This window comes from Roseomonas sp. TF40 (genome assembly GCF_057219975.1).
In genome coordinates this window covers 119661-135946 of record NZ_JBXVVR010000002.1, presented here as the reverse complement: position 1 = coordinate 135946, position 16286 = coordinate 119661, and the positions used below count along the sequence as shown (strand labels likewise).

19 protein-coding genes are annotated in these 16286 nt (G+C 72.6%); 13 read left to right on the top strand and 6 right to left on the bottom strand.

Translation table 11 applies throughout. The annotated features are described in order from the left end of the window. The first annotated feature begins 24 nt into the window (after positions 1 to 24). Positions 25 to 927, top strand: coding sequence for a lipid A biosynthesis lauroyl acyltransferase (locus tag AC2D9U_RS06745; protein WP_484747554.1), 903 nt, complete (start codon positions 25 to 27; stop codon positions 925 to 927). Between the two features lie 107 nt (positions 928 to 1034). Here AC2D9U_RS06745 and AC2D9U_RS06740 read toward each other — a convergent pair whose 3' ends face one another. After that, entirely contained in the window at positions 1035 to 1829 is a 795-nt protein-coding gene (locus AC2D9U_RS06740) for a gamma-glutamyl-gamma-aminobutyrate hydrolase family protein (RefSeq protein WP_484747552.1), read from the bottom strand. A 150-nt stretch (positions 1830 to 1979) separates the two neighbouring features. Between AC2D9U_RS06740 and AC2D9U_RS06735 the strand changes: the two genes are divergently transcribed. Beyond that, the gene (locus tag AC2D9U_RS06735; RefSeq protein WP_484747550.1) at positions 1980 to 2948 is read left to right on the top strand and encodes a Bug family tripartite tricarboxylate transporter substrate binding protein; all 969 of its coding nucleotides are present in this window, start codon (positions 1980 to 1982) and stop codon (positions 2946 to 2948) included. A gap of 30 nt (positions 2949 to 2978) precedes the next feature. On the opposite strand, the gene AC2D9U_RS06730 is transcribed toward AC2D9U_RS06735, so the two are convergent. From AC2D9U_RS06730 to ileS, 3 genes are read right to left on the bottom strand one after another with little or no spacing between them, the layout of a single operon-like run. Further along, positions 2979 to 3527 (bottom strand): DUF3035 domain-containing protein, encoded by a 549-nt coding sequence (locus AC2D9U_RS06730; RefSeq protein WP_484747549.1) that lies wholly within the window; start codon positions 3525 to 3527, stop codon positions 2979 to 2981. Then, positions 3524 to 4021, bottom strand: coding sequence for a signal peptidase II (gene lspA, locus AC2D9U_RS06725; protein WP_484747547.1), 498 nt, complete (start codon positions 4019 to 4021; stop codon positions 3524 to 3526). The genes AC2D9U_RS06730 and lspA overlap by 4 nt, the downstream gene beginning before the upstream one ends. Then, on the bottom strand, positions 4021 to 6804 hold the full coding sequence (gene ileS, locus AC2D9U_RS06720) for an isoleucine--tRNA ligase (RefSeq protein ID WP_484747546.1): 2784 nt from the start codon (positions 6802 to 6804) through the stop codon (positions 4021 to 4023). Before ileS ends, lspA begins: the two co-directional genes overlap by 1 nt. 198 nt (positions 6805 to 7002) lie before the next feature. Between ileS and AC2D9U_RS06715 the strand changes: the two genes are divergently transcribed. From AC2D9U_RS06715 to AC2D9U_RS06700, 4 genes are all read left to right on the top strand, one after another. Further along, positions 7003 to 8268: a glutamate-5-semialdehyde dehydrogenase gene (locus AC2D9U_RS06715; protein ID WP_484747544.1), complete on the top strand. Its 1266-nt coding sequence runs from the start codon at positions 7003 to 7005 to the stop codon at positions 8266 to 8268. 61 nt (positions 8269 to 8329) lie between these two features. Next, complete coding sequence (locus tag AC2D9U_RS06710) at positions 8330 to 8626, top strand: DUF1330 domain-containing protein (RefSeq protein WP_484747543.1); 297 nt, start codon at positions 8330 to 8332, stop codon at positions 8624 to 8626. Beyond that, on the top strand, positions 8607 to 9479 hold the full coding sequence (locus tag AC2D9U_RS06705; protein ID WP_484747541.1) for a 2-keto-4-pentenoate hydratase: 873 nt from the start codon (positions 8607 to 8609) through the stop codon (positions 9477 to 9479). The genes AC2D9U_RS06710 and AC2D9U_RS06705 overlap by 20 nt, the downstream gene beginning before the upstream one ends. Next, positions 9476 to 10066: a nicotinate-nucleotide adenylyltransferase gene (locus AC2D9U_RS06700; protein ID WP_484747539.1), complete on the top strand. Its 591-nt coding sequence runs from the start codon at positions 9476 to 9478 to the stop codon at positions 10064 to 10066. The genes AC2D9U_RS06705 and AC2D9U_RS06700 overlap by 4 nt, the downstream gene beginning before the upstream one ends. On the opposite strand, the gene AC2D9U_RS06695 is transcribed toward AC2D9U_RS06700, so the two are convergent. After that, the gene (locus tag AC2D9U_RS06695; protein WP_484747537.1) at positions 10067 to 10480 is read right to left on the bottom strand and encodes a hypothetical protein; all 414 of its coding nucleotides are present in this window, start codon (positions 10478 to 10480) and stop codon (positions 10067 to 10069) included. A gap of 49 nt (positions 10481 to 10529) precedes the next feature. On the opposite strand from AC2D9U_RS06695, the gene rsfS reads away from it, so the two are divergent. The 7 genes from rsfS to AC2D9U_RS06660 all read left to right on the top strand — a co-directional run bounded on the left by rsfS (position 10530) and on the right by AC2D9U_RS06660 (position 14953). Beyond that, positions 10530 to 10949, top strand: a complete 420-nt coding sequence (gene rsfS / locus AC2D9U_RS06690) for a ribosome silencing factor (RefSeq protein ID WP_484747535.1) — start codon at positions 10530 to 10532, stop codon at positions 10947 to 10949. Continuing rightward, on the top strand, positions 10946 to 11443 hold the full coding sequence (locus AC2D9U_RS06685; RefSeq protein WP_484747533.1) for a 23S rRNA (pseudouridine(1915)-N(3))-methyltransferase RlmH: 498 nt from the start codon (positions 10946 to 10948) through the stop codon (positions 11441 to 11443). Before rsfS ends, AC2D9U_RS06685 begins: the two co-directional genes overlap by 4 nt. A 60-nt stretch (positions 11444 to 11503) precedes the next feature. Continuing rightward, positions 11504 to 12472: a Bug family tripartite tricarboxylate transporter substrate binding protein gene (locus AC2D9U_RS06680; RefSeq protein WP_484747531.1), complete on the top strand. Its 969-nt coding sequence runs from the start codon at positions 11504 to 11506 to the stop codon at positions 12470 to 12472. 36 nt (positions 12473 to 12508) lie between these two features. Continuing rightward, on the top strand, positions 12509 to 12787 hold the full coding sequence (locus AC2D9U_RS06675; RefSeq protein WP_484747529.1) for a hypothetical protein: 279 nt from the start codon (positions 12509 to 12511) through the stop codon (positions 12785 to 12787). 131 nt (positions 12788 to 12918) lie between these two features. Continuing rightward, entirely contained in the window at positions 12919 to 14091 is a 1173-nt protein-coding gene (locus AC2D9U_RS06670) for an MFS transporter (protein WP_484747528.1), read from the top strand. Beyond that, entirely contained in the window at positions 14088 to 14372 is a 285-nt protein-coding gene (locus AC2D9U_RS06665; protein ID WP_484747526.1) for an SH3-like domain-containing protein, read from the top strand. Before AC2D9U_RS06670 ends, AC2D9U_RS06665 begins: the two co-directional genes overlap by 4 nt. Further along, a complete protein-coding gene (locus tag AC2D9U_RS06660) occupies positions 14372 to 14953 on the top strand; it encodes a nitrile hydratase subunit alpha (protein ID WP_484747524.1) in 582 nt (193 codons plus the stop codon). The genes AC2D9U_RS06665 and AC2D9U_RS06660 overlap by 1 nt, the downstream gene beginning before the upstream one ends. 3 nt (positions 14954 to 14956) lie before the next feature. On the opposite strand, the gene AC2D9U_RS06655 is transcribed toward AC2D9U_RS06660, so the two are convergent. Beyond that, the gene (locus tag AC2D9U_RS06655) at positions 14957 to 16270 is read right to left on the bottom strand and encodes a tetratricopeptide repeat protein (RefSeq protein ID WP_484747522.1); all 1314 of its coding nucleotides are present in this window, start codon (positions 16268 to 16270) and stop codon (positions 14957 to 14959) included. Positions 16271 to 16286 lie beyond the last annotated feature (16 nt).

The window sequence follows — 16286 nt, the reverse complement described above, 5'->3', positions numbered from 1 at the left end:
GATTGCGGCCCCAGGGGGGGCGTGATGAAGGCGCGGTTGCTCCGCATCGGCGAAGAAGTGCTGGCGGCGCTGGTGCGGGCGGTCTTCGCGGTGATCCGCGCGCTGGGCATCGAGCGCGCGGGCCGGATCGGCGCCTTCCTCGCGCGCAACATCGGCCCGCTGACCTCGGCGCATCGCGTGGCGCGGGAGAATATCGACGCGGCCTTCCCCGAGAAATCCGCCGCCGAACGCGCCGCCATCCTGCGCGAGAGCTGGGAGAACCTCGGCCGCACCACCAGCGAATACGTCCACCTGGCCGAGATCTGGGACTACGACCATGATCGCCCCGGCGCGGGCCGCATCGAGCTCTCCCCCGGCACCGCCGAGCGCTTCGTGCAGCTGCGCGAGGACGGCAAGCCGGCCATCTTCTTCGCCGCGCATCTGGCGAACTGGGAACTGCCCGCCGTCGCCGCGCGCTTCAACGACCTGCCCTCGGCCGCGCTCTACCGCACGCCCAACAACCGCGCCATCGCGCGCGACATCCTGGCGATGCGTGAGCCGGTGATGGGCCGCCTGATCGCCGCCGGCCATGCCGCGCCGGTGCGCATGATGGAGGCGCTCGATGAGGGGCTGCATCTCGGCATGCTCATCGACCAGCGTTTCGGGCGCGGACCGAAGGTGCGGTTCCTCGGCCGCATTGCCACCGCCAACCCGCTGCTCGCGCGGCTCGCGCGGCGCTTCGACTGCCCCGTGCATGGCGCGCGCGCCATCCGCCTGCCGGGCGGGCGCTTCCGGCTGGAACTGACCGAGACCATCACCCTGCCGCGCGACGCGCGCGGGCAGGTGGATGTCGAGGCCGCGACCCAGCTGATGAACGACATCGTCGCCGGCTGGATCCGGGAATATCCGGGGCAGTGGCTTTGGCAGCATCGGCGGTGGCGGATGTGAGCGCGCTGGAGGGGGCGCTGCCCCCTCCAGACCTCCCCCGCCAGGAGGCTTAGCCTCCTGGACTTCGATTCAGTTCAACGCCGCAAGGGAGGGGGCCAAAGTCCCCCTCAGGCCGCCACCCGCAGCGGCCGCTCGCCTGCCGCCCAGGCCGCGCAGGCGCGGCCGAAGGCCTCGAAGATGGCGCGGCTGCGCGCATCCTTCTCCCAGTCATATTCCGGGTGCCACTGCACCCCCATCGCGAAGCCCGGCGATTCGGCCACGCGCACGGCCTCGATCGTGCCGTCCGGCGCCCAGGCCTCGGCGATCAGCCGGGGCGCGAGCCGCGCGATGCCCTGGTTGTGCAGCGAGTTCACCGGCACCGCCTCCGCCCGGAAGGGCGCGCCGGCCGCCGCCCAGACCCGGGCGAGCTGCGCCTCGGGGGCGAGCCGCACCGCATGGGCCTTGCCCACCCGCACGCCGGGCAGCTTCTGGTCCGACGGCGTTGAGTGATCCAGCCGCCCGGGCAGGTCCTGGATGCGCTGGTCGAGCGAGCCGCCCAGCGCCACGTTCAGCTCCTGGAAGCCGCGGCAGATCGCCAGCACCGGCAGGCCGGCGGCGATGGCCGCACGGATCAGCGGCAGCGTCGTGGCGTCGCGCTGCGGGTCCTCGGGCGTGCCCTCCGCATGGGGCGGACCTTCATAATAGGTGGGGTGCACGTTGGAGCGGCTGCCGGTGAGCATCAGCCCATCCAGCCGGGGCAGGATCTCCGGCACCAGCGCCTCACCAGCGGCGGGCAGCAGCACCGGGATGCCGCCGATCGGGCCGAGGGAGACCCGCACATAGCTGTCGGAGGCCGCATGGTTGGGCGTGGCAAAGAGGCCGAAGGCCTTCACGCAGCAGGAGATGCCGATCAAGGGGCGCATGGGGGCTGAGAATCGCGCCCGTCTGTGGCAGGATCAAGACGAAATCATTGCCCCGCCCTGTTTTTCGCGCAGAGCCGCCCGTCCTGCCGCACAGAACGGTTGCACCGGCGCCTCGGCATCGCACAATGGGGCGGCTGTGGAGGATTGGGCATGGTCGGACGGCGCGGTGTGATGGCGGGGATGGGCGCGATTGCGCTCGGCGGCGGCCAAGCGATGGCCCAGGCGGCCTGGCCCGACCGGCCGCTGCGCTGGTTCGTGGGCTACCCGCCCGGCGGACCCTCCGACATCTTCGCCCGGCTGATCGCCGCGCAGATGGGCCCGCGGCTCGGCCAGAACGTGGTGGTGGAGAACCGCCCCGGCGGCGGCGCCGTGCTGGCCAGCGAGGCCGCGGCCCGCAGCCCCGCCGATGGCTATACCTGGCTGCACGTGGACAACGGCATCCTGGTCTACAACCCGGCCCTCTATGCCCGGCTGCCCTATGACCCGGACCGCGACCTGACGGGCGTGGGCTTCATCGGCCGCTTTCCGCTCTACATCGTCGTGCGGCCCAACAGCACGGCGAGCGATTTCGCCGGGCTGGTCGCGGGCTCCCGCGCGCGGGCCATCACCTATGGCTCGCCCGCCGTCGCCTCACCGCACCATCTGGCGATGGAGCTGGTGAAGCGCCGCTCCGGCCTGGTGGCTGAGCATGTGCCCTATCGCGGCGGGCCGGCGGCGATGCAGGATCTGCTGGCGGGCAATGTGGACGCGGTGATGATCGACACCGCCACCGGCACGCCCTTCATCCGCGATGGCCGCGTGCGCGCGCTCTGCGTGCTGAGCGAGGCGCGGAGCGCGCTGTTTCCCGCCGTGCCGACGCTGCGCGAACTGGGCCATGACGCCGTGGCCTATGGCTGGCAGGGCATGAGCGTGCCCACCGGCACCCCGGCGCCGGTCATCGCCCGCCTGGCGGAGGAGATGGTGCGCGCGATGCAGTCGGACGTGCTGGCCGGGCGGCTGCGCGATCTCGGCATCGAGTACCAGCCCTGGACGCCCGCGCAATTCGCGGCCTTCGTCGCGGCCGAGAACGCGCTCTGGCGGCCGCTGATCCGCGACCTGGGCATCCGGCTGGATAGCTGAGGGCGGCGGGGCGCAGCCGCGCCCCCCGGTTCAGCGCCCGAAGATCGGCTCCAGGAAGCCCGGGCGGCGCGGCTGGATGATCGGCGTCTCGCCATCCGTCTGTTCGCGGCCCAGGGCAGCGTTCTCGCGCAGGCGCTGCGCCTCGCGCTGCGGGTCCACGGTGATGCCGGGCTGGGGCGGCGCGCGCCAGAACATCAGGCGGTCCACCACCCCGGCATCGGGGCGATCCAGGCGCAGGCTTTCCTCATCAACCCGGCGGCGGATGCCGTCATCGGCCGGCTGGCCGACCTGGGCGAGCAGCGCGCGCTCGGCGCCCGAGGGCGCGGCGGCAGTGGGGCCGGCGCCGCCGCCGATGATCGCGGCCCCACCACGCGCCACATCCTGCGGCCGGGCCGCGCCCGGGGTGGGGGTGGGCAATTCGCCCAGCCGCGGCGGCACGGAGAGCGGCGCGCGGGTGGTCACCTGGAATTCGTCCGGCGCATCCCGGGTGAAGCCGAGGGTGCGGGAGGTGTTCTCGCCGCAGCCGGCCAGGGCCAGCAGCAACGGCAGGATCAGAAGGGGGGCGCGGTGCTGGGTCATGGGGCACTTTCCTTAGCCCTGGGCGATGGCCGGAACAAGGCATCGCCCACCAGGGCGAGGACGCCCACCACGATGGCGGCGTCCGCCACGTTGAACACGTACCAGTGCCAGCCGAAGGCGTGGGCGTCGAAGAAATCGGCCACGGCGCCGAAGCGGGCGCGGTCGATCACATTGCCGATGGCGCCCCCCACCACGCCGCCCAGCGCCAGCGCCGTCAGCCGGTTCTCGGCCCGGGCCATCCAGCGCAGCAGGATGGCCGCGATGACGAGCGCGATGCCCCCCAGCAGCGCCTGCGACCAGGGGCTGTCGCCCGCCAGCAGGCCGAAGGTGACGCCGCGATTCCACACCATCGTCAGGTCGAAGCCGAAGGGCCCGAGGGCCAGCAGCGGGATATGCCCCACGCTCGGCAGGCCGAGCACGAAGAGCATGTAGTGCTTCGAGGCCTGGTCGGCGGCCAGCACCAGCGCAGCGAGGATCAGGCCGCGGCGCAGCATCAGGCGGCGACGACCGCTTCACAGCGGCCGCACAGCGTCGGATGGGCGGCGGACTGGCCCACCTCCGGCAGCACCTTCCAGCAGCGGTCGCATTTGTGGCCCTCGGCCTTGGCGACCGCGGTGGCGGCGCCGAAGCCGACATGGGAGACGATCAGCACCTCCTCCCATTGCGCGGCGGTGAGCAGCGCGGCGGCCTGCTCCTCCAGCGTCACGGCGGCCTGCAGCGAGGCGCCGATGACCTTGGCGGTGCGCAGCGCCTCAAGCTCCGTGGTCACGCTGCCGCGGATTTCGCGAATTCTTGCGAGCTTCTCGCCCAGCGCCGCGTCGTGCCACGCCGCCGGGATCGCGGGCCAGAGCTGCAGATGCACGCTGCCCTGATCGTCGGGGAAGCGCGCCAGCCAGGCTTCCTCGGCGGTCGAGACCAGCACGGGGGCGAGCCAGGTGGTGAGGCAGCGATGCAGCGCATCGATCACCGTGCGCGCGGCTCGGCGGCGCAGGCTGTCCGGCGCGTCGCAGTAGAGCGAATCCTTGCGCACGTCGAAATAGAAGGCCGAGAGGTCGGTGGCGCAGAAGGCGTGGATCTCGGGATAGACGCCCGACCAGTCATGATCCGCCACCGCGCGCCGCAGCCGCGCATCGAGTTCCGACAGGCGATGCAGCACCCAGCGCTCGAGTTCCGGCAGATCGGCGTGATCCACCTTCTCGGCGTCCGAAAACCCGTCGAGATTGCCGAGCAGCCAGCGCAGCGTGTTGCGGATGCGGCGATAGAGTTCCGCCTGCTGGTCGAGGATCTTCTTGCCGATCCGCTGGTCCTCGGTGACGTCGGTGTTCATCACCCACAGGCGCAGGATGTCGGCGCCGAAATCCTTCACCACATCCTGCGGCGCGGTGACGTTGCCGAGCGACTTCGACATCTTCCGCCCCTGCTCGTCGAGCACGAAGCCATGCGTCAGGATCGCCTTGAAGGGCGCGACGCCGCGCGAGCCGATGCTCTCCAGCAGCGAGGAATGGAACCAGCCGCGATGCTGGTCCGAGCCTTCCAGATAGAGATCCGCAGGGTAGCCCAGGCCGCGCTCGGGCGTGAGCACGAAGGCGTGGGTGCTCCCGCTCTCGAACCAGACATCGACGATGTCCATCACCTGCTCGTAATCCTCGGCGCGGCGATCGGCGCCGAGGAAGCGCGCAGCGGCGCCGGGCTTGTACCAGGCATCCGCGCCCTCGACGCGGAAGGCCTCGACGATGCGTGCCATCACCGCCGGGTCGCGCAGCGGCTCGTTCGATTGCTTCGAGACGAAGACCGGGATCGGCACGCCCCAGGCGCGCTGGCGGCTGATGCACCAGTCGGGACGCGCGGCGATCATGCTGCCGATGCGGTTGCGGCCCATGTCGGGGACGAAATGGGTCTCGGCGATCGCCTGCAACGCCTTCTCGCGGATGCGCCCTTCGCCATCCATGGCGATGAACCATTGCGGCGTGGCACGGAAGATCACGGGCTTCTTGGAGCGCCAGCTATGCGGATAGCTGTGCGTGAGCTTCGACTTCGCCACCAGCGTGCCGGCTTCCTCGCAGGCGGCGTAGACCGCGTCATGCGCCTTGAACACATGCAGGCCTTCGAAGCCCGGCGCGAAATGCGTGAAGGTGCCGTCGTCGTTCACCGTCTCGGGGATCGGCAGGCCATGCGCGCGGCCGAGGTTGAAATCGTCCTCGCCATGGCCGGGCGCGATGTGCACGAAGCCGGTGCCGGCCTCGGTGGTAACGAAATCGCCGGGCAGCAGCGGCACGTCGAACTCATAGCCCGCACCGCGCAGCGGATGCGCGGCCAGCGCCCCGGCCAGCTCCGCGCCCTTCAACACGCGCTTGAGGCTGTGCGCGCCCAGGCCCGCATCCTTCTCGAACTGCGGCAGCAGCGCGAGGGCGACGAGCAGGAATTCGCCGGGCACGAGGTGGCTGCCCTCGGCCACGCCTTCGACATGCACCAGCGCGTAGTCGATCTCCGGCCCATAGGCCACCGCGCGGTTGCCGGGGATGGTCCAGGGCGTGGTGGTCCAGATCACCACGCTGGCGCCGACCAGATCCGCGTGCCCCGCCTTGTGCAGGCGGAACCGCGCCCAGAGGGTGGGCGAGACGTGGTCGTGATACTCGATCTCGGCCTCGGCGAGGGCGGTCTTTTCCACCGGGCTCCACATCACCGGGCGCAGGCCGCGATAGAGCGCGCCATTCATCAGGAATTTGCCGATCTCATCGGCGATCACCGCCTCGCTGGCGAAGTCCATCGTGGCGTAGCGGTTGGCCCAGTCGCCGGCCACGCCCAGGCGCTTGAACTCCTCGCGCTGCACGTCGAGCCACTTCGCGGCATAGGCGCGGCATTCGGCGCGGAAGTCGAGGACCGGCACCTCGTCCTTGTTCTTCTTCCGCGCGCGATATTCCTCCTCGACCTTCCACTCGATCGGCAGGCCGTGGCAGTCCCAGCCGGGGACGTAGTTGGCGTCGCGCCCGTCCATCTGGGCGGCGCGGTTGATCACGTCCTTCAGGATCTTGTTCAGCGCGTGGCCGATATGCAGCGGGCCGTTCGCGTAAGGAGGGCCGTCATGCAGCACGAAGGGCGGGCGGCCCTTGGCTTCGCTGCGCAGGCGGTCCCACAGGCCCATCCTCTCCCAGCGCTCGAGCCAGCCGGGCTCGCGCTTCGGCAGATCGCCGCGCATCGGGAAGTCGGTCTTGGGCAGGAAGACGGTGCCGCGGTAGTCGCGGGTGGCGGTTGTGTCGCCAGATGGGGCGTCGGTCATCGGGGAACTCTCGGCAGGTGCGGCAGGGGCGGCGTGGGGGTGGGCCCGGCCCTCAGGCGAGGACCGGGCGACGAATTCGCAGAAAGGCCGCACCACGGGACATGACCGCCATATGCGGATGCCGCCCCGCCAGGGTCAAGCGTCAGCCTTTGCAGGGGGCGCCCTGCGCGCTACCTCTGCGGGCGAAGGAGACCCCGGATGACCGCCCTCACCGACGAAGCCGCCCGGATGCTGGAAGTCGCTGCCCTGGCCGCGCGCCAGGCCGCCAAGGTGCTGGCCGTCGCCCCAGGGCCGCAGAAGGACGCAGCCTTGCGGGAGGCCGCCGCCGCGCTGCGCGCCCGGGCGGAGAGCGTGCTCGCCGCCAATGCCGCGGATCTCGCCGCCGCCCCCGACCTCACCCCCGCCTTCCGCGACCGCCTCACGCTGAACCCCGCGCGGGTCGAGGCGATGGCGCGCGGGATCGAGGAGATCATCGCCCTGCCCGACCCGGTCGGCCGCGTGCTGGCCGAATGGACCCGGCCCAATGGCTTGCGCATCAAGCGCGTCGCCCAGCCGCTCGGCGTGATCGGCATGATCTATGAGAGCCGGCCCAATGTCGGCGCCGATGCCGCCGCCCTCTGCCTCAAGGCCGGCAGCGCCGTGATCCTGCGCGGCGGGCGGGAATCGCTGCACAGCGCCAGCGCCATCCATGCCTGCATGGCGGAGGGACTGCGCGCCGCCGGCCTGCCGGAGGCGGCGGTGCAGACCGCGCCCACCGCCGATCGCGGCTTCGTTGCCGCCATGCTGCGCGCCGCGGGGCTGATCGACCTCATCATCCCGCGCGGCGGCAAGGGGCTGGTCACAAGGGTGCAGGAGGAAGCGCGGGTGCCCGTGCTCGCCCATGCCGAGGGGCTCTGCCACACCTACATCCACGAAGCCGCCGAGCCCGACATGGCGCGCGCCATCCTGGCCAATGCCAAGATGCGCCGCACCGGCGTGTGTGGCTCGACCGAGACGCTGCTGATCGACGCCGGCATCGCGCCCGCCCTGCTGCCGCTGCTGGTGGCCGACCTCGCCGCGCTGGGCTGCGAGTTTCGCGCCGATGACCGGGCGCGCGCGATCCTGCCCGACCTGCCCGCGGCGACCGAGCAGGATTTCCGCACGGAATGGCTCGCCCCCATGCTCTCGATCCGCGTGGTCGATGGCGTGGCGATGGCGCTGGACCACATCGCGCGCTTCGGCTCGGAGCACACCGAGGCGATCGTCACCGCGGATGCGGCGGTGGCGCAGCACTTCCTGGACGGCATCGGCTCGGCGGTCGGGCTGTGGAACGCCTCGACGCAGTTCTGCGACGGCGGCGAGTTCGGCTTCGGTGCGGAGATCGGCATCGCCACGGGCCGGCTGCATGCGCGCGGGCCGGTGGGCCTCGAGCAGCTCTGCACCTATCGCTACCAGGTGATCGGCACGGGGCAGGTGCGGCCCTGACGCTGTCATTGACCCGCGCAACCCGCACGGCGCAGCATTTCCGCGGGAGAAGGAGCGCGCCATGGCCACCTATCTGGTCGTCAACATCGCGGTGAAGGACCCGGTGGCCTTCGAGGGCTATCGCCAGGCCGTGCCGCCGCTGATCGCCCGGCATGGCGGGCGCTACCTGGTGCGCGGCGGTGAGACCCGGCAGATGGAGGGCACGCGCCCCTGGAGCCGCGTGGTGGTGCTGGAATTCCCCTCGCGCGCCGCGGCCGAGTCCTTCTATGCCGATCCCGACTACGCGCCCCTGCTTGCGCTGCGCCTCGCCTGCACCGACAGCGACATGGTGATGGTCGATGGCTACGCCCCGGCTTGAATCGGCCCTGCTCGGCCTTTGCCTCGCCCTGGCGCCGCTGCCCGCGCTGGCCGCCTGCCCGGATGTGCCGACCACGGCGCGCCTGGCCGCGGCGATCATCGAGCGGCGGGAGGCGCCGATGCCCGACCCGCGGATGAGCCTCGCGGACGCCACCTGCGCGCGCGACCGGCTGGTGGCGGTGCTCGCCCAGCCCTGGGGCGACCAGGTGGGCTGGAAGGTGGGGCTGACCAACCCGGCCGCCCAGGCGCGCTTCGGCGTGCCGCATCCCGTGGCGGGTGCGATCTTCCACGGCACGCTGCGCGCCGCCTCGGGCGCGGAATTCCCCGCCAATTTCGGCCATGTCCCCGCGGTGGAGAGCGACCTGCTGGTGCGCATCCGCGATGAGGGCGTGAACGAGGCCGGCAGCGATCCCGTGGCGCTGCTGCGGCACATCGACGCCGTGATCCCCTTCATCGAGCTGCCGGATCTGGTGTTCCGCGGCGAGGTGCCGTGGTCGGGCGCCCTGCTGATCGCCATCAATGTCGGCGCGCGCTTCGGCGTGCTGGGCGAGCCGATCCCGGCCCAGGCCACGCCCGAATTCGCCGCCGCGCTGGCCGCCATGACCGTGACGCTGAGCGACGACACACGCGAATTGGCGCGCGCCCCGGGCAGCGCGCTGCTGGGCCATCCGCTGAACGCCTTGGCCTGGCTGGTGGCGGATCTGCGCGCCCAGGGGCGGCTGCTGCGGGCGGGCGAGCATGTCTCGCTGGGCGGATTCTCGCCGGCGCTGCCGGTGCAGGCGGGCCGGACCTACACGGCGACCTATAGCGGCCTGGCCGCCAGCCCAGTAGCCGTTACAGTCCGGATCAAGTGACCATCAACCCGCGCGGCGATCGCCGGCGCCGGCGCATCGGCCTGCTCGGCGGCAGCTTCAACCCGGCGCATGACGGCCATCGCCATGTGGCGGAGCGCGTGCGCCGGGCGCTGCGGCTGCATGAGGTCTGGCTGATGGTGTCGCCGGGCAATCCCCTGAAGCCGCGCGCCGGCATGGCGCCGCTCGCGCAGCGCCTGGCCTCGGCGCGGCGCATCGCGGATGGGCGGCGCCTGATCGCGACCGACATCGAGGCCGCGCTGGGTACGCGCTATTCGGTCGCGACGCTGGCGGCGCTGCGGCGGCGCTTTCCGCGCGCGCGCTTCGTCTTCGTCATCGGCGCCGACAATCTTTGTCAGTTGCCGCGCTGGCAGGCATGGGTGCGGCTGGCGGCGCGCACGAGGATCGCGGTGCTGCCGCGGCCAGGCTGGACGCGCCGCGCCCTGGCCGGGCAGGCGGCGCAGCGCCTGGCGCGGCACCGGCGCCGGCCCGCCGCGCTGCTCGAGGCCGGGCCGCCGGGCTGGGCCTTCGTGCCGGCGGCCGAGCACCCGGCCTCGGCCACGGCGATCCGCGCGGCGATGCAGGCATGATCACGATTCTTGTGCTACAGCCCGGCAAGCCAGTTCACGACAGGAGGCGGCCATAGCCCGCACGCCCAAGACCCCGAAGGACACCGAGGGGACGACCGAGACGCCGAAGCGCAAGCCCGCCACCAAGGCGAAGGCCGCGCCCAAGGCCGAAGCGAAGCCCGCTGCCAAGCCGAAGGCCGCGCCCAAGGCTGCGGCGAAGCCCGCCGCCAAGCCGAAAGCCGCGCCCAAGGCCGAAGCGAAGCCCGCTGCCAAGCCCAAGGCCGCCCCCAAGGCCGCGGCGAAGCCCGCTGCCAAGCCGAAGGCGGCGCCCAAGGCTGACGCGAAACCCGCCACCAAGCCCAAGGCTGCGGCGAAGCCTGCCGCCAAGCCGAAGGCGGCGCCGAAGGCCGCCGCGAAGCCGGCCGCGAAGTCCAAAGCCGCCGCCCCGCGCCCGAAGCGCGCCGCCGGCGCAACGCGGAAAAAGGTGGCCCCCGCGCTGCTCGACCGGCTGGTGGAGGCTGCGCGCCGCTCACTGGATGAGGACAAGGCCGAGAACATCCTCGTCCTCGATGTCACCGGCCGCGCCGACTATGCCGACCGGCTCGTCATCGCCACCGGCCTCGTCGATCGCCAGATCCAGGCCATGGCCAGCCATCTCGAGGACGCTTTCGAGAAGGAAGGCCTCAAGCTCAACCGCAACGCCATCCAGGCCTCGCCCGATTGGGTGCTGATCGATGCCGGCGACCTCGTCGTGCATCTGTTCAAGCCCGAGGCGCGGGCGATGTACGGGCTCGAGCGCATGTGGGGCCCCGACAGCCCCGCGCCGCAACTGCCGACCGAGGCCGATGTGCTGCCCGATGACGGCTCCGTGCCCGAGGCCGGCATCGAGGACGACGATGAATGACGGCCCGCGCCAAGGGCGCGACGAGTAGAGGCTTCACCATCCTCGCCATCGGCCGCATCAAGGCCGGGCCGGAACGCGCGCTGTTCGAGCAGCACGCCGCCCGGCTCCGCCCCGCGCCGGCGGTGATCGAACTGCCCGAGGCTCAGGGCGCCAATGCCGCCGAGATCCGCAGGCGGGAGGGGGCCGCGCTGCTCGCCGCCCTGCCGGCCGGCGCGCTGGCCGTGGCCCTTGATCTCGGCGCGCCCGCGCCCTCCAGCGAGGCCTTCGCGGCCCTGCTCGGCAAGTGGGAGGAAGCGGCGCGCCCGGTCACCTTCGTGATCGGGGGCGCGGAGGGGCTCGACCCCACGGTGCTCGCCCGTGCCGATCATCGCCTCTCGCTCGGCCCCATGACCTGGCCGCATTTCCTGGTGCGCGGGATGCTGGCGGAACAGCTTTTCCGCGCCCAGGCGATCCGCACCAACCACCCTTATCATCGAGCGTGGCGGCCGGATTAGCTCTTGCGCGGCAGCGTTCTTTCGCGGCGCAATATCAGCCTGATCGCCGGAGACACCGCCATGCAACGCCGCCACCTGCTTGCCGCACCGCTGCTCGCCTCCGGGTTGTTCGCCCCCGCAGCCCGCGCGCAGGGCGCCTTTCCGACCAAGCCGATCCGCATGGTCGTGCCCTGGGCGCCGGGCGGGGCCACGGGCAATGTCGCGCGCATCGTCGGCGATGCGATGACGCCGCATCTCGGCCAGCCCATCGTGCTCGACCACCGGCCCGGCGCGGGGGGCGGCATCGGCTCCGACAACGTGGCGAAGAGCCCGGGCGATGGCTACACGCTGCTGATCTCGGGCGCAGGCACCTTCTATCGCCCGCTGGTGGAGCGCGACACGCCCTTCAACCCGCAGCGCGATTTCGGCTTCCTCGGGCTGATCGGCGTGGGTCCCTTCGCGCTGGTCACGCGCAACGGCCTGCCCAACACCATCAGCGAGTTCATTGCCCATGCGCGGGCACGGCCGGGCGTGCTGAACTTCGCCTCCTCCGGCCAGGGGGCGACCAGCCATCTCGCCACCGAGATGTTCAACCGCACCGCCGGCATCACGGCCACGCATGTGCCCTATCGCGGCAGCGCGCCGGCGATGGTGGATCTGATCGGCGGGCGCGTGGACTATTTCTTCGACGCACTTTCCACCGTGCTTGAGAATGCGCGGCAGGGCCGCATCCAGCTGCTCGCCGTCACCACCGCCCAGCGCGCCCGGCAGGTGCCGGAGGTGCCCACGATCGGGGAGGCCGCGCTGCCCGGCTTCACCGCCACCCCCTGGTGGGGGCTGAACACGCCCGCCGGCGTGCCCGCGCCCGCGCTCGCGAAGATGTCGGACGCGCTGCGCCAGGCGCTGGCCCAGCCTGCCGTGGTGACGGCGCTGGAAGGCCAGGGCGTGATCGCGCAGTTCCAGACCCCTTCCGAGTTCGAATCCTTCGTCTGGGCCGAGAATACGAAATGGTCGCAGACGATCGAGGCGGCGGGGCTGAAGGTCAGTTGACCTCGCGCCCGGCGCCCCCCACTTCGCGCCGGGATGATGGAATATCGCCCCTCCCTGCGGCGCAAGCTCGCGGGTTTCGCCTTGATGTGCTTCAGCATGATCGGCGCGATCCTGCCGATCCTGCCTGGCTTCATCTTCTTCGCGCTCGGGCTGTTCGTGCTGCGCCACCAATACATGTGGGCGCATCGCGGCATGGCCTGGGCGAATGGCCGCTGGCCCGAGACGACCGGCAAGCTCGAGGCGATGGAGGGGCGCATGGTGATGCGCATGAACCTCGCGCGCGACGCAATGCTGAGGCCCTTCCGGCGCGGGTGACGCGGCGCACCTTTGGGTGCAGGCTCACCATGCGATGATACCCAGCCAAAGAAGCGTTGCCCTGCGGCCCGCCCGGCGTCTGAGGGCACAGGCAGCATGACGATGAGCCGCCGCAGGCGACCGTCGGCATGATGCCGGTGGCCATTGCGCTCGGGGTGGCACAGACCATCGCCTGGGCCTGCACCTACTACCTGCCCGCGGTGATCGCCGCCCCGGTGGCCGAGGAACTCGGCCGGCCGCTCTTCCAGGTGGTGGCGGCGTTTTCCGTGGCGCTGCTCGTCTCGGGCTTCTGCGCCCCGGCCGTGGGCCGCGCCATCGAGGCGCGGGGCGGGCGCGGCGTGCTGGCGGTCTCGGCGGGGGTGATCGCGCTCGGCCTCGCTTTGCTCGGGCTTTTGCCGGGGCTCTGGGGCTGGGGGCTGGGCTGGCTGGTGCTCGGCCTGGGCATGGCGATGGGGCTCTATGACGCCGCTTTCGCGACGCTCGGGCGGCTCTACGGCCAGGGGGCGCGGCGCTGGATCACGGTGGTGACGCTCTTTGCCGGCTTCGCCAGCACCATCGGTTTTCCCGTGGGTGCGGCGCTGCTGCCGGGCCTGGGCTGGCGCCACCTCTGCCTGCTCTACGCGGCGATCCACCTGCTGGTGGTGCTGCCGCTCTATGTCTTCGCCGTACCGGCGGCCGGGCCGGCGCCGCCGCCCAAGCCGAAGCTGGCCGGGGACGCGCCAGGCGAGACCTGGGCGCGCCGCGCCTTCCTGCTGGTGGCCACCTTCTTCACCCTGCGCTCGGCCATCTCGGCCATCTTCGCCGTGCATCTGCTGGTGCTGCTGGAGGGTCTCGGCCTGGCCGTGGCGGCGGCGGTGGGGCTGGGCGCGCTGGTGGGGGCGGCGCAGGTGGGCGGGCGGGTGATGGAGTTCACCCTCGGCGCCAAGGCGCATCCGCTGACGGTCGCCCGCGCCGGGGCGGTGCTGCTGCCCGGCGGCGTGGCCGCCCTTGTCCTGCTCGGCCCGGATGCCGCGCTGGGCTTCGCCCTGGCCTATGGCGTGAGCAACGGGATCCTCACCATCAGCCGCGGTGCCGTGCCGCTCGTGCTGTTCGGCGCGCAGGGCTATGCGGTGCTGATGGGCCGCATGGCCAAGCCGGCGCTGATCGCCCAGGCGCTCTCCCCCACCCTGGCGGCGCCGCTGGTGGAGTCCCTGCCCGCGCTCTGGGTCTTCGCGGGCGCGGGCGTGCTCTCGGCGGTGGCGCTGGCCTGCCTCTGGCTGGTGCGCCCCCAGCCGGATAGGCTGGCCGAAGGAGAATCCCGATGACCGAGTTCACCGCCGGCCAGCGCGTGCGCGTGAAGGCCGATTTCCCCGAGACGCGCGGGCCCTGCCATATCCGCACGCCGCATTACCTGCGCGGCCGGGCGGGTGTGGTGGAGCGCGCGCTGGGCCGTTTCCCCAACCCCGAGGACCTCGCCTTCGCCCGCCCCGCGCCGAAGCGCACCCTGTATCATGTGCGCTTCGACCAGCCCGCGCTGTGGCAGGAGGGCGCGGCCGGCGACGCCGTTGTGGTCGAACTCTTCGAACACTGGCTGGAGACCACCTGATGGCCGGCGCCGCCACCCCCGAACACGCCGCGCTGCTCGAGCGCTTCGTCGCCGCCCTCACCGCCAAGGGCGTCGTCACCGAGGCGCAGATCGCCGAGCAGGTCGCCCGCACCAACCGCGCCAGCCCCGAGATCGGCGCCCGCATGGTCGCCCGCGCCTGGACCGACCCCGCCTATCGCGACCTGATGATCCGCGACGGCTCGGCGGCGGCCGAGGAAATGGGTGTGTCCATGGCCGGCATGCCGCCGCTCGGCGTGCTGGCGGATACGCCGGAGGTGCATCACGTGGTGGTCTGCACGCTCTGCTCCTGCTACCCGCGCGCCGTGCTCGGCTACCCGCCGGGCTGGTTCAAATCCGCCAGCTACCGCGCCCGCATGGTGCGCGAACCCCGCGCCGTGCTGGCCGAATGGGGCACCCACCTGCCCGAGGGCATGGCGCTGCGCGTGGTCGATTCCACCGCCGATTACCGCTGGATGGTCCTGCCCGAGCGCCCCGCCGGGACCGAGGGCTGGGATGCCACCCGCCTCGCCGCCATCGTCACCCGCGACGCGCTGGTCGGCGTGGCGCTGCCGAAGGCGTGATCATTACGGGTTGAGCCGGGCGCGCAGTGGGGCGAGCGTCGCCTCCGGCGCGCCCAGCGCCGCGGCGCGTGCAAGCGCGGCGGCGGCCTCCTCCTGCCGGCCGAGCACCAGCAGCGCCTCCGCCCGCCCGGCATGGGCCTCGGCGAGGTTCGGCATGGAAGCGAGCGCCGCCTCGAAGGCCGCGAGCGCCGCCAACTCCTCGCGCTGGCGCAGCGCCACCTGGCCCAGCGCCGCATGGGCCGGCGCGTAGCGGGCATCGAGCGCCACGGCGCGCCGCGCCGCCTCCGCCGCCTCCGACAGCCGGGCCATGGCGCGCAGCACCTGCGCCTCTTCCACCAGGCCGGGGCGGTCATCCTCGTCCAGGTCCTGGGCGCGGCGCGCGGCGGCCAAGGCGGGGTCGAGCCGCCCGAGTTCGCGCAGCAGCGCCGCCGAGACCAGATGCGCCCAGGGGCTCTGCGGGTCGAGCGCCAAGCCGCGCGCCTGCGCCGCCAGCGCCTCGGCCGGGTTGCCCAGCGCGTGCAGCGCCAGGGCGCGGCCATAATGCGCCGCCGGATAGGCCGGGTTGGCGGCGGCCAGCGCATCGAGCATCTCCAGCGCCGCGCCGGGATCGCCCGCGCGCACCAGGGAACGGCCGATCAGGTAGGTGAGCGTCGCCTCCGTCGCCGCATCGGGCGCGCGGCGGCGCAGGGCGAGCAGCTTGTCGCGGATCTCGGCCTCCGGCGCCTCGCTCTCCGCCACATGCCAGGCGTAGAGGCGCGGGGCGACGACGCGCCACAGCTCGGGCGCCGCGGCCAGCAGCAGCGTATCCGCGCCTTCGCTCGCCGGGCCGGCCACATCGGCGATCACGCCATGCCCGGCAAGGCGCAGGCGCAGGCGCAGCACCTCGCCATCCGCCAGGATCTCGCCCGAGAGCCGGCGCTCCGGCCAGCCGAGCAGCCCGCGCAGCACCCCGGCCAGGGCGCGCAGCGAGACGCCGGCGCCGGGGATGGTGACGTCGGGCTGCGAGCCCTGCAGCTCGGCGGCCGGGCGGTGCAGGGTCTCGGCATGCACGGCCCGCGCGGTGGCCTCGATCGCATCCATCAGCCGCAGCGCCGCGACCTCGGGCGTCAGGCCGCGCTCGGCCAGGGCGGGCGGCACGCTGAGCGAGGTGACCTCGATCGGCTCGCGCGCCGCCTCCGTCACCACGACATAGAGCGCGGCGCCGCCCAGCAGCAGCGGCACCAGGCCGAACAGCAGCCGCTGGCCGAGCGCCCAGAGCCGCGCGGCGCTGGTGGCGAGGCGGCGGGCCGGGTGGGGTGGGGGGGCTTCGTGGTCCATCCGGCCCTCACGCCCC

What these genes read in the sequence shown, in the direction of transcription:
- AC2D9U_RS06745 (WP_484747554.1), top strand. Translation starts at nt 25, where the DNA reads ATGAAGGCGCGGTTGCTCCGCATCGGCGAAGAAGTGCTGGCGGCGCTG.
- AC2D9U_RS06740 (WP_484747552.1), bottom strand. Translation starts at nt 1,829, where the DNA reads ATGCGCCCCTTGATCGGCATCTCCTGCTGCGTGAAGGCCTTCGGCCTC.
- AC2D9U_RS06735 (WP_484747550.1), top strand. Translation starts at nt 1,980, where the DNA reads ATGGTCGGACGGCGCGGTGTGATGGCGGGGATGGGCGCGATTGCGCTC.
- AC2D9U_RS06730 (WP_484747549.1), bottom strand. Translation starts at nt 3,527, where the DNA reads ATGACCCAGCACCGCGCCCCCCTTCTGATCCTGCCGTTGCTGCTGGCC.
- lspA (WP_484747547.1), bottom strand. Translation starts at nt 4,021, where the DNA reads ATGCTGCGCCGCGGCCTGATCCTCGCTGCGCTGGTGCTGGCCGCCGAC.
- ileS (WP_484747546.1), bottom strand. Translation starts at nt 6,804, where the DNA reads ATGACCGACGCCCCATCTGGCGACACAACCGCCACCCGCGACTACCGC.
- AC2D9U_RS06715 (WP_484747544.1), top strand. Translation starts at nt 7,003, where the DNA reads ATGACCGCCCTCACCGACGAAGCCGCCCGGATGCTGGAAGTCGCTGCC.
- AC2D9U_RS06710 (WP_484747543.1), top strand. Translation starts at nt 8,330, where the DNA reads ATGGCCACCTATCTGGTCGTCAACATCGCGGTGAAGGACCCGGTGGCC.
- AC2D9U_RS06705 (WP_484747541.1), top strand. Translation starts at nt 8,607, where the DNA reads ATGGCTACGCCCCGGCTTGAATCGGCCCTGCTCGGCCTTTGCCTCGCC.
- AC2D9U_RS06685 (WP_484747533.1), top strand. Translation starts at nt 10,946, where the DNA reads ATGACGGCCCGCGCCAAGGGCGCGACGAGTAGAGGCTTCACCATCCTC.
- AC2D9U_RS06680 (WP_484747531.1), top strand. Translation starts at nt 11,504, where the DNA reads ATGCAACGCCGCCACCTGCTTGCCGCACCGCTGCTCGCCTCCGGGTTG.
- AC2D9U_RS06675 (WP_484747529.1), top strand. Translation starts at nt 12,509, where the DNA reads ATGGAATATCGCCCCTCCCTGCGGCGCAAGCTCGCGGGTTTCGCCTTG.
- AC2D9U_RS06670 (WP_484747528.1), top strand. Translation starts at nt 12,919, where the DNA reads ATGCCGGTGGCCATTGCGCTCGGGGTGGCACAGACCATCGCCTGGGCC.
- AC2D9U_RS06665 (WP_484747526.1), top strand. Translation starts at nt 14,088, where the DNA reads ATGACCGAGTTCACCGCCGGCCAGCGCGTGCGCGTGAAGGCCGATTTC.
- AC2D9U_RS06660 (WP_484747524.1), top strand. Translation starts at nt 14,372, where the DNA reads ATGGCCGGCGCCGCCACCCCCGAACACGCCGCGCTGCTCGAGCGCTTC.
- AC2D9U_RS06655 (WP_484747522.1), bottom strand. Translation starts at nt 16,270, where the DNA reads ATGGACCACGAAGCCCCCCCACCCCACCCGGCCCGCCGCCTCGCCACC.